The organism is Streptomyces misionensis (assembly GCF_007896895.1).
GTDB lineage: Bacteria > Actinomycetota > Actinomycetes > Streptomycetales > Streptomycetaceae > Streptomyces > Streptomyces misionensis_A.
Map to the genome: position 1 here is coordinate 46,820 of NZ_VOGW01000183.1, position 10,355 is coordinate 57,174.

The 10,355-nt window shown below is 71.0% G+C and carries 8 protein-coding genes; 5 read left to right on the forward strand and 3 right to left on the reverse strand.

Translation table 11 applies throughout. The features are described 5' to 3' along the window. Nucleotides 1-690, reverse strand: a 690-nt coding sequence (locus FRZ03_RS31160; protein ID WP_146468489.1) for an NYN domain-containing protein, incomplete at its 3' end; no start/stop codon positions are given. Nucleotides 691-936: 246 nt separating this feature from the next. Between FRZ03_RS31160 and FRZ03_RS31165 the strand changes: the two genes are divergently transcribed. Then, a complete protein-coding gene (locus tag FRZ03_RS31165) occupies nucleotides 937-1,119 on the forward strand; it encodes a hypothetical protein (protein WP_146468433.1) in 183 nt (60 codons plus the stop codon). 78 nt (nucleotides 1,120-1,197) lie between these two features. Here the strand turns inward: FRZ03_RS31165 and dnaE are convergent, their stop codons facing one another. Next, entirely contained in the window at nucleotides 1,198-4,737 is a 3,540-nt protein-coding gene (dnaE, locus tag FRZ03_RS31170; protein WP_146468434.1) for a DNA polymerase III subunit alpha, read from the reverse strand. Between the two features lie 221 nt (nucleotides 4,738-4,958). On the opposite strand from dnaE, the gene FRZ03_RS31175 reads away from it, so the two are divergent. The 4 genes from FRZ03_RS31175 to FRZ03_RS31190 all read left to right on the forward strand — a co-directional run bounded on the left by FRZ03_RS31175 (nucleotide 4,959) and on the right by FRZ03_RS31190 (nucleotide 9,708). Continuing rightward, on the forward strand, nucleotides 4,959-6,332 hold the full coding sequence (locus tag FRZ03_RS31175) for a DUF2252 domain-containing protein (protein ID WP_146468435.1): 1,374 nt from the start codon (nucleotides 4,959-4,961) through the stop codon (nucleotides 6,330-6,332). A 40-nt stretch (nucleotides 6,333-6,372) separates the two neighbouring features. Beyond that, entirely contained in the window at nucleotides 6,373-7,056 is a 684-nt protein-coding gene (locus FRZ03_RS31180; RefSeq protein ID WP_146468436.1) for a hypothetical protein, read from the forward strand. Between the two features lie 78 nt (nucleotides 7,057-7,134). After that, the gene (locus FRZ03_RS31185) at nucleotides 7,135-7,944 is read left to right on the forward strand and encodes a thioredoxin domain-containing protein (protein ID WP_146468437.1); all 810 of its coding nucleotides are present in this window, start codon (nucleotides 7,135-7,137) and stop codon (nucleotides 7,942-7,944) included. Nucleotides 7,945-8,037: 93 nt separating this feature from the next. Continuing rightward, nucleotides 8,038-9,708 carry an alkaline phosphatase D family protein gene (locus FRZ03_RS31190; RefSeq protein ID WP_146468438.1) on the forward strand — a complete coding sequence of 557 codons (1,671 nt, stop codon included), beginning with the start codon at nucleotides 8,038-8,040 and terminating at the stop codon, nucleotides 9,706-9,708. A 14-nt stretch (nucleotides 9,709-9,722) separates the two neighbouring features. On the opposite strand, the gene FRZ03_RS31195 is transcribed toward FRZ03_RS31190, so the two are convergent. Beyond that, entirely contained in the window at nucleotides 9,723-10,235 is a 513-nt protein-coding gene (locus tag FRZ03_RS31195; RefSeq protein ID WP_146468439.1) for a dienelactone hydrolase family protein, read from the reverse strand. Between the last annotated feature and the right edge of the window lie 120 nt (nucleotides 10,236-10,355).

The following is a 10,355-nucleotide window of genomic DNA, read 5'->3' on the forward strand; positions in this document are numbered from 1 at the left end:
GGTGGCGGCGGCCGGCGGGCGCGACTCCCGGGCGGCGGAGCGCTCGGTGGCCGCGGTGAGCGCGGACTCGGGCAGCGGGGCGGAGAGGATCGCGGCGATCTCGGGGCGCGGCACGGGCGGCGGGGCGCAGACGCCGGTCAGTTCCTTGGCGCGCACGGCCTGGGTGATCCAGGCCCGGTCGAGGACGCGGCGCTCGTCGGCCTCGGCGACCAGGTCCTCGGACTGGTTGTAGTCGCCGTCCGCGGCCTGGACGGCCCACAGATGGACGGCGACCCCGTGTTCCTTGGCGGCCATCATGCCGGGCAGCAGGTCGCCGTCGCCGGTGACGAGGACGACGTCGGAGCAGGCCCGGTTGCGGGCCAGCTCGGTCAGCTCGGCGTGCATGGCGGCGTCCACGCCCTTCTGCGCCCACCGCCCGTCGCTGCGGGTGAGGGCGCCGAGCCGGACGGTGACACGGGGCATGACGCGCAGCCGGCGGTGCTCCGGCTGGGGGACCCGGTCGGGGGCGCCGTCGAACCAGTAGATGCGCAGCAGGGGCCGTCCGGTGTCGGACTCGGCGCGGTCGCGCAGCGCCTGGATCAGTGCGGTGTGATCGACGGTGATCCGGGACCGCGAGGGCTCGCCCGCGAGGAGGCTGGCGGCTGCGCCCAGCAGATACCCGGCGTCCACCAGGACGATGCAGCGGTCCACGCGACTCACCCTCTTCCCCGGAGGTTTTGCTTCAGGACTTCCTTCGAGTCTGCCCGACCGCGCGGGGGTTAACGGCCCGAACTCGATCTTCGGCGTGGCGTTTGCGGCTGTTACTCGCCAACCTACCCTGTCACACAGGGTAATTGTCCGACATGCGATTGATGTCAGCGTATGTGAATCTGAAACCGGCCCTGGCCCCCAGAAGCCGGCCCCGGCCCCCAGATCCCCCGCAGGAGGCAGATCACCATGGCCAAGAACAAGAACCGCAAGCAGGGTGGCTCGCAGAACCGCGCCGCGCAGCAGGCCGGTCACACCCAGGAGCAGACGCAGCACACCTCGGAGTCCCACGAGTCCCCGGTGTCCCACATCCAGGGCAGCTCCGGTGATACCGGGCGTGGCCGGAAGCAGAAGAGTTTCGGCCACAACTAAGGGGCTGTTGACGCCCGTTGCGTGAAAGAGGGGCGCACCCGGCACGGGTGCGCCCCTCTCGCGCGGACACGGGCCCGGTCAGCCCGCCAGGCAGGACGGACCGAGCAGCACCTTCAAGTCGCCGAAGAGCGCCGGGTCGGGCTTGACCCGGTGCCGGTCCAGGCGCAGCATGGTGGTCTTGCGCGGCCCCTGGAGCTTGATGCGGACCTCGCTGTCGCCCTTGTGGTGGCTGAGGATCTCGCCGAGGCGGCTGACCATGGGCGGGGTGACCCGGGTGGCCGGGATGGTGAGGACCACCGGCGCGTTGGCGCCCGCGTTGGACAGGTCCGGGACCATCAGCTCCATGGCGACGAGCCGGGGCACGTCCTCGCGCTTGTCGAGGCGGCCCTTGACGAACACCACGGCGTCCTCGACCAGTTGGGTCGAGACCAGCTGGTAGGTGGCGGGGAAGAACATGCACTCGATGGAGCCCGCCAGGTCCTCGACGGTGGCGATCGCCCAGGCGTTGCCCTGCTTGGTCATCTTGCGTTGCAGGCCCGAGATGATGCCGCCGATGGTGACCACCGCGCCGTCGGCGTGCTCGCCGCCGGTGAGCTGGGAGATGCCCGCGTCGGCCTTGTCGGACAGCACGTGTTCGAGGCCGAAGAGCGGGTGGTCGGAGACGTAGAGACCGAGCATCTCCCGCTCCTGGGCGAGGAGGTAGGTCTTGTCCCACTCCTCGTCGCTGAACTGCACGTCGAGCCCGAAGCCGGGTTCGTCGCCGGCGTTGTCGCCCATGCCGCCGAAGAGGTCGAACTGGCCCTCGGCCTCCTTGCGCTTGACCGCGACCACGTTGTCGATCATCGGCTCGTACTGCGCCATGAGGCCCTTGCGGGTGTGGCCCATGGTGTCGAACGCGCCGGCCTTGATCAGCGATTCGGTGGTGCGCTTGTTGCAGACGACCGCCTCGACCTTGTCGAGGTAGTCGGGGAAGGAGGAGTACTTCCCCTTGGCCTTGCGGCACTTGATGATCGACTCGACCACGTTGGTGCCGACGTTGCGCACCGCGGAGAGGCCGAAGAGGATCACGTCGTCGCCCTGGGCGGCGAAGTTGGACTCCGACTCGTTGACGTTCGGCGGCAGCACCCGGATGCCCATGCGGCGGCACTCGTTGAGGTAGACCGCCGACTTGTCCTTGTCGTCCTTGACGGAGGTCAGCAGCGCCGCCATGTACTCGGCCGGGTGGTTGGCCTTGAGGTAGGCGGTCCAGTACGAGACCAGGCCGTACGCGGCCGAGTGCGCCTTGTTGAACGCGTAGCCGGCGAACGGGACCAGCACGTCCCACAGCGCCTGGATGGCCTCGTCGCTGAAGCCCTTCTTGCGCGCGCCCTCCTGGAAGAGGACGAAGTTCTTCGCCAGTTCCTCGGGCTTCTTCTTGCCCATCACACGGCGGAGGATGTCGGCCTCGCCGAGCGAGTAGCCGGCGATGATCTGGGCGGCCTTCTGCACCTGCTCCTGGTAGACGATCAGGCCGTAGGTGACGTCCAGGACCTCCTTGAGCGGCTCCTCCAGCTCGGGGTGGATCGGCGTGATCTCCTGCTGCCCGTTCTTGCGCAGCGCGTAGTTCGTGTGGGAGTTCATGCCCATCGGGCCCGGCCGGTACAGGGCCGACACGGCGGAGATGTCCTCGAAGTTGTCGGGCTTCATCAGCCGCAGCAGCGAGCGCATGGGGCCGCCGTCGAACTGGAAGACGCCGAGGGTGTCGCCGCGCTGGAGCAGGTCGAAGGTCGTGGGATCGTCCAGCGGCAGCGACAGCAGGTCGATGTCGAGGCCCTTGTTGGCCTTCACCATCTTGACCGCGTCGTCCATGATCGTGAGGTTGCGCAGGCCCAGGAAGTCCATCTTCAGCAGGCCGAGCGACTCACAGCTCGGGTAGTCCCACTGAGTGATGGTGACCTGGTCGGTGTGCCGGACCCAGACCGGGACGTGGTCAACGATGGGCTCGCTGGACATGATCACGCCGGCCGCGTGCACGCCCATCTGCCGGACCAGGCCCTCCACGCCGCGCGCGGTGTCGATGACCTTCTTCACGTCCGGCTCGTTCTCGTACATCGCCCGGACCTCGCCCGCCTCCGAGTAGCGGGGGTGGTCGGGGTCGGTGATGCCGGACAGCGGGATGCCCTTGCCGAGGACGTCGGCGGGCATGGCCTTGGTGATGCGGTCGCCCATCGCGTACGGGTAGCCCAGCACGCGCGCCGAGTCCTTGATCGCGTTCTTGGCCTTGATGGTGCCGTAGGTGCCGATCTGGGCGACCTTGTCGGCGCCGTACTTCTCGGTGACGTACCGGATCACCTCGGCGCGCCTGCGCTCGTCGAAGTCGATGTCGACATCGGGCATCGAGATGCGCTCGGGGTTGAGGAACCGCTCGAAGATCAGGCCGTGCGGGATCGGGTCGAGGTCGGTGATGCCCATGGCGTAGGCGACGATCGAACCGGCCGCGGAACCGCGGCCGGGGCCGACCGCGATGCCGTTGTTCTTGGCCCACATGATGAAGTCGGCGACCACGAGGAAGTAGCCGGGGAAGCCCATCGAGATGATGACGTCCATCTCGTAGTCCGCCTGCTTCTGGCGGTCCTCGGGGATGCCGCCCGGGAAGCGGCGCTCCATGCCGCGGCGGACCTCCTCCTTGAACCAGGTGACCTCGGTGTAGCCCTCGGGGATGTCGAACTTGGGCATGAGGTCGCGCTTCTCGAACATGCCGGTGGTGTCCACCATCTCGGCCACGAGGAGCGTGTTGGCGCAGCCCTGCTGCCAGGCGTCCGAGGAGTCGATGGCGTACATCTCGTCCGTGGACTTCAGGTAGTAGCCGGTGCCGTCGAACTTGAAGCGGTCGGGGTCGGAGAGGTTCTTGCCGGTCTGGATGCACAGCAGCGCGTCGTGGGCACCCGCCTCGTGGGCGTAGGTGTAGTGCGAGTCGTTGGTGACCAGCGGGGGGATGCCGAGCTTCCGGCCGATCTCCAGCAGCCCGTCGCGGACCCGGTGCTCGATGTCGATGCCGTGGTCCATCAGCTCCAGGAAGTACTTGTCCTTGCCGAAGATGTCCTGGTACTCGCTGGCGGCCTTGAGCGCCTCGTCGAACTGGCCGAGGCGCAGCCGGGTCTGCACCTCGCCGGAGGGGCAGCCGGTGGAGGCGACGATCCCCTCGGACCACTGCGCGATGGTCTCCTTGTCCATCCGCGGCCACTTCTGGAGCCAGCCCTCGGCGTAGGCGTCCGAGGAGAGCCGGAAGAGGTTGTGCAGACCGGTCTTGTTCACCGCCCACATCGTCTTGTGGGTGTAACCACCGGAACCGGAGACGTCGTCGCGCTTCTGGTGCGGCTGGCCCCACTGGATCTTGCGCTTGTTGCGCCGGGACTCGGGGGCGACATACGCCTCGATCCCGATGATCGGGGTGATCCCGGCCTTCTTCGCGGAATGGAAGAAGTCGTACGCGCCGTGCAGGTTGCCGTGGTCGGACATGGCGATGTGCGTCATGCCCATCTCGTTGCAGGCGTTGAACATGTCCTTCAGCCGCGCGGCACCGTCCAGCAGCGAGTACTGGGTGTGGACGTGCAGGTGCGTGAACGGCGGCTTTGACACGGTATGGCCTCCACGGGGAACGCTGGGTGACGAGTGACGGACGGTTCTGGGGGGACAGCGTCGAAGTCTATGCCCCGCCGCCGGGCGCCGTGGGCCCTCCCGGCGGACCCCGTGCGGGAACCGGGCACTCCCGCGTGGCGTCGGCCGTTGGAGACGGCGGAGGCGCTGTCGTGACGACGAGCGCACAGTGACGCACCACTCGCACCAGGAGGCATCCCGCGATGTCGGTCCCCCAGCTCAGCGCCGAGCAGCGCGGCGAGGAGATCCTCGCCGTACTCGACACCGCCTACGGCAGGTTCCCGGCCGCCGACCCGGCCGCGTCCCGGGCGGCGCTGCGCAAGATGGCGGCCTCGGCCCTCGCGTTCCACCGGGGCGCGGCGTGCCTCTTCTACCACGACCTGGCCGCACAGCGGCGGGGCGGCCCCTACCTGGACGACCGCACCTCGCGGGTGTGGATCCACGGCGACCTGCACACGGACCGCTTCGGCGCCCACCTGGACGCCGAGGGCCGCCTGGTCTTCGGCGCGGACGGCTTCGAGGAGGCCTACGTCGGCCCCTTCCTGTGGGACCTGAAGCGCTTCGCGGTCTCGCTCGCCCTCCTCGGCCACGCCAAGGCCCTCGGCGACGCGCAGATCGCCGCGCTGGTGACCGCCTACGCGAGCGCCTACCGCGAGCGGATCCACGCGCTGGCCACGGGCGCCAAGAGCGACGAGGTGCCGCCGTTCACCCTGGACACCGCCCGGGGCCCGCTGCTCGGCACGCTGCGGGCGGCCCGCGCGCGCACCCGCTCCGGGCTGCTGGGGACGATGACCGAGGTCCGCGACTTCGAGCGCCGGTTCACGGCGGACGCCGGCTCGCTGGAGCTGGACGCGGCCGACCGTTACAAGGTCCTGGCGGCCTTCGACGGCTATCTGGAGAGCCTGCCGGACTCCTCCCTGGCCCGCCCGGAGTCCTACCGCGTCAAGGACGTCATGGGCCGCCGGGGCACCGGCACCGGCCCGGCGGCTCTGCCGTCGTACGACATCCTCCTGGAGGGCCACAGCGACGCCCTGGAGAACGACGTCGTGATCCGCGTCGCACCGGCCCGTACCCCGGCCGTCGCCCGGCACGTCACGGACCCGGCCATCGCCGGGTACTTCCAGCACGAGGGCCACCGCACGGTGGTCACCCGGCGCGCCCTGCAACCGCACCCCGACCCGTGGCTGGGCTGGACCGAGCTGGACGGCACGGGCCGGCTGGTCGCCGAGGTATCCCCGTACACGGTCGCCCTCGACTGGAGCGACCTCGACGACCCGGAGGAGCTGGAGCCGGTCGTGGCCGACCTGGGCCGGGCCACCGCGGCGATGCACGCGGCGGCGCACGACACCTCCGGCGAGTCCCTGGTGCCGTTCTCCACCGAGCGGGCCGTCGACGCGGCGATCGCGGCCGACGAGGACGGCTTCGCACCCCTCCTGGCGGACTTCGCGCTCGCCTACGGCGCCCGGGTCCGCGCGGACCACCGCATCTTCACGGAGCTGCTGCGCGACGACCGGATCCCGGGGCCGTGGGGCCGGGGCACGGGCGGTAGCCTGCCGTCACTCACAGCCCCCCTTTAGGGGTCTCTTACTCCGCTTCGTGACAGACTCTTCTCTCGCTATGGACATATCCGGGACCCACCTCAGAGCCGTGCGCGCGGCGCTGTTCACGGCCTTCGTCGTGACCCTCGGCACCGCGTCGCACGTGCTGCTGTCCCGGGTCCCGCTGCCGGCCGGGACCGTGGCCGCGGTCGCCGCCGGGATCTTCGCGGGCGCGTACGCGCTGGCGGGCCGCGAGCGCGGCTTCGGCCGGATCGCGGCCCTGCTGATCCCGCTGGAACTGGCCGCCGACACCGTCTTCACCACCGGCCAGCAGACCTGTTACGGCCGGGCCGGCGGCCCGGTCGCCGGCCCCCTGCACGCCTTCGGCTTCGACCTGCTGTGCCGGGGCGGCGCCGTGGGCGCCCCGCTGGCGCAGGTCGGCCGCGGCCACACGGGCACCCTGTTCGCCGACGCCGGCCCGGCCACCGCCTGGCTGCTGCTGGCCGCGCACCTGTGCGTGGGCCTGCTGGCCGCCGCCTGGCTGCGCCGGGGCGAGCGGGCGCTGGTGCAGCTGCTGCGCGCGGTGGCCGCCGTCTCCTTCCGGCCGCTGCTGCTCGCGGTGGCCGCGGTCACCGTCCGGCCGGTCCCGGTCCGTCGGCTGCCGCGCCCGGCCCCGCGCCCCTCGGCCGCCCGCGACCGGCTCCTCGCGCACTCCCTGGGACGGCGTGGACCACCGTGCCCCGCCCCGCTCGCCGCTCACTGAGCGGCGGCGGCCCGAGCACCCTCCACACCCGTACACGCGCGCACGACTGCCGCGCGTTCCCCCAGGGAGATCACCGAGATGAGCAAGCGGAACAGCCAGGCGGCGAAGACGGCGGCCCGGGAGCGGCTGCGCCAGGAACGCGAGCGCCAGGCCAAGCGCGACAAGGCCAGGCGGCAGGCGATCGTGGCCGGTTCGGTCGTGGTCGTGCTGGCCGCGGCCGGCGGCATCGGCTACGCCGTGGTCCAGGCCAACAAGCCCGGCTACTGGGAGCAGATGAAGAGCGCGAAGGTCGTCGCGCCCGCCAACACCACGGGCACGAAGGGCACCACGGTCGTCATCGGCAAGGCGAGCGCCAAGAAGACGCTCAAGATGTACGAGGACCCGCGCTGCCCGGTGTGCGCCCAGTTCGAGCAGACCGTCGGCGCGACCCTGCACAAGGACATCGACGACGGCAAGTTCAAGTACCAGTACGTGGGCGCCACGTTCCTCGACGCCCACGACAACGGCGAGGGCTCCAAGAACGCGCTGAGCGCGCTCGGTGCCGCGCTGAACGTGGGCCCCGAGGCGTTCCTGGACTACAAGACCGCGCTGTACTCCACGAAGTGGCACCCGGACGAGAACGACGACAAGTTCAAGGACGACAGCTACCTGATCAAGGTCGCCGACACCGTCCCGGCGCTGAAGAACAACGCCAAGTTCCAGGACGCGGTCAAGAAGGGCACCTACGACGCCTGGGCGATGGCCATGTCGAAGACCTTCGACGACAACAAGGACGGGGTGACCGGCACTCCGGGCTTCGTCATGGACGGCAAGCAGCTCAACGGCGGCAACATGATCTCCACGGTGGCCGACTTCAACAAGGCGGTGGACGCGGCCATGAAGGGCTGACGGCCGGGCCGGGACCGACCGCGCGGTGAAGAGCGGGCGAACTTTCCACGTTCGCCCGCTCTCCTGTTCTACTGCCCGGTAACCTGTTCGGCCGTGACCAGTAGAGACAGATCACTGCCGGCCTCCCAGGGCCCCAACTCCCTTTCCCCCAGCCGCCGTACGGTCGTCAAGGCCGCGGCGGCGACCGCTGTGCTGGCCGGGCCGCTCGCCGCCGCGCTGCCGGCCCGCGCCGCCGACGGGGCCCCGGCCTTCCTGCACGGCGTCGCCTCCGGCGACCCGCTGCCCGACGGCGTCCTGCTGTGGACCCGGGTGACCCCGGTCCCGGAGGCGACCCCCGGCTCGGGCGTCGGTCCGGACACCGTGGTCGGCTGGGTCGTCGCCAAGGACCAGGCGCTCACCCAGGTCGTCGCCCGGGGCTCCACCACCGCGACGGCGGCCTCCGACCACACCGTGAAGGCCGACATCCGCGGCCTGGAGCCGGCCACCGACTACTGGTTCCGCTTCTCTTGCGGCGGCACCGACTCCCCGGTGGCCCGCACCCGCACCGCACCGGCCGCGACCGCAGACGTCGCGGGTCTCCGGTTCGGCGTGGTCACCTGCGCCAACTGGGAGGCCGGCTACTTCTCCGCCTACCGCCACCTCGCGGCCCGCGGCGACCTGGACGCCTGGCTGCACCTCGGCGACTACATCTACGAGTACAAGTCCGGCGAGTACGCGGCCCGCGGCAAGGTGGTACGCCCGCACGCCCCGGCCAACGAGATCCTCACGCTCGCCGACTACCGCGTCCGGCACGGCCGGTACAAGACCGACCCCGACCTCCAGGCCCTGCACCTGAAGGCACCGGTCATCGCCATCTGGGACGACCACGAGTTCGCCGACAACGCCTGGTCGGGCGGCGCGGTCAACCACACCGAGGGCGCCGAGGGCACCTGGACCGCCCGCGCCGCGGCCGCCAAGCAGGCCTACTTCGAGTGGATGCCGGTGCGCCCGGCGATCGAGGGCACCACCTACCGGCGGCTGCGCTTCGGCAAGCTCGCCGACCTGTCCCTGCTGGACCTGCGCTCCTTCCGCTCCCAGCAGGTGTCCGGCACCAGCGGCTCGGTGGACGACGCCGGCCGCACCATCACCGGCCGGGCCCAGCTGGACTGGCTGAAGGCCGGCCTGAAGGCCTCCGACACCAGGTGGCGGCTGGTCGGCAACTCGGTGATGATCGCGCCGTTCGTCGTCGGCTCGCTCACCGCCGACCTGCTGGGGCCGCTCGCCCAGCTGCTCGACCTGCCGCAGGGCGGCATCGGCGTCAACACCGACCAGTGGGACGGCTACACCCACGACCGCCGCGAACTGCTCGGCCACCTGACGTCGAACAACATCGGCAACACCGTCTTCCTGACCGGCGACATCCACATGTCCTGGGCCAACGACGTGCCGGTGGACGCGGGCACCTACCCGCTGTCGAAGTCGGCCGCCACCGAGTTCGTCATCACCTCGGTGACCTCCGACAACCTCGACGACATCGTCAAGGTGTCCGAGGGCACGGTCTCCGCGGTCGCCGCGCCGCTCATCGAGGCCGCCAACCGGCACGTCCACTGGGTGGACACCGACCGCCACGGCTTCGGCGTGCTCGACATCACCGCCGACCGCGCCCAGATGGACTACTACGTCCTCTCCGACCGCACCGACCGGAACGCCACCGCCTCCTGGCAGCGTTCCTACCGCACCCGCAGCGGCACGCAGAAGGTCGAGCGGACCTACGACCCGGTGTGAGAACCGGGCGGCCGCTACCCGGCTGCCAGGCCGTCGAGGAAGCCGAGCGCCACGCGCCAGGTGGCCTCGGCGGCCTCCGCGTCGTAGTCCGGCAGCCCGGGGTCGGTGTACAGGTGCCCGGCCCCGGCGTACCGGTAGACCTCCACGTCGGCGCCCGCCCGGCCCATCTGGAGGTACCAGGCGCTGAGCCAGTCGTCCGTCTCGAACGGGTCCGGCTCGGCGACATGCAGCTGCACCGGCAGCTCGTCCACGTACGCGTTCGCCGCGATGTCCGACGTGCCGTGCAGAAGCAGCAGCCCGCGCGCCTTGGCGTCGCCGAGCGCCAGGGTCTGCGCGATCGCGGCACCGAGCGAGAACCCGGCGTACACCAGTCCGCGCTCGGAGTACGGCGCCGCCGCCAGCACGGCCCGCTTCAGCAGCTCCTCCTTGCCGACCTCCTCGCGGTACTCCATGCCCTCCTCGACGGTGTCGAACGTCCGCCCCGCGAAGAGGTCCGGCGTCCACACCTCGTGGCCGGCCGTGCGCAGCCGGCCCCCCCTGCCCCGGGCCGCGGCCCGGCGCGCCCCGGGCTGCCCCCGGGGGCCGAGCGCGCCCCCCGCCCGGGGGCTGGCGTCGGCCCCCCCCGGGGCGGGGCCGGCGCTCCCGCC

What these genes read in the sequence shown, in the direction of transcription:
- FRZ03_RS31180 (WP_146468436.1), top strand. Translation starts at nt 6,373, where the DNA reads ATGGACATATCCGGGACCCACCTCAGAGCCGTGCGCGCGGCGCTGTTC.
- FRZ03_RS31165 (WP_146468433.1), top strand. Translation starts at nt 937, where the DNA reads ATGGCCAAGAACAAGAACCGCAAGCAGGGTGGCTCGCAGAACCGCGCC.
- FRZ03_RS31175 (WP_146468435.1), top strand. Translation starts at nt 4,959, where the DNA reads ATGTCGGTCCCCCAGCTCAGCGCCGAGCAGCGCGGCGAGGAGATCCTC.
- FRZ03_RS31185 (WP_146468437.1), top strand. Translation starts at nt 7,135, where the DNA reads ATGAGCAAGCGGAACAGCCAGGCGGCGAAGACGGCGGCCCGGGAGCGG.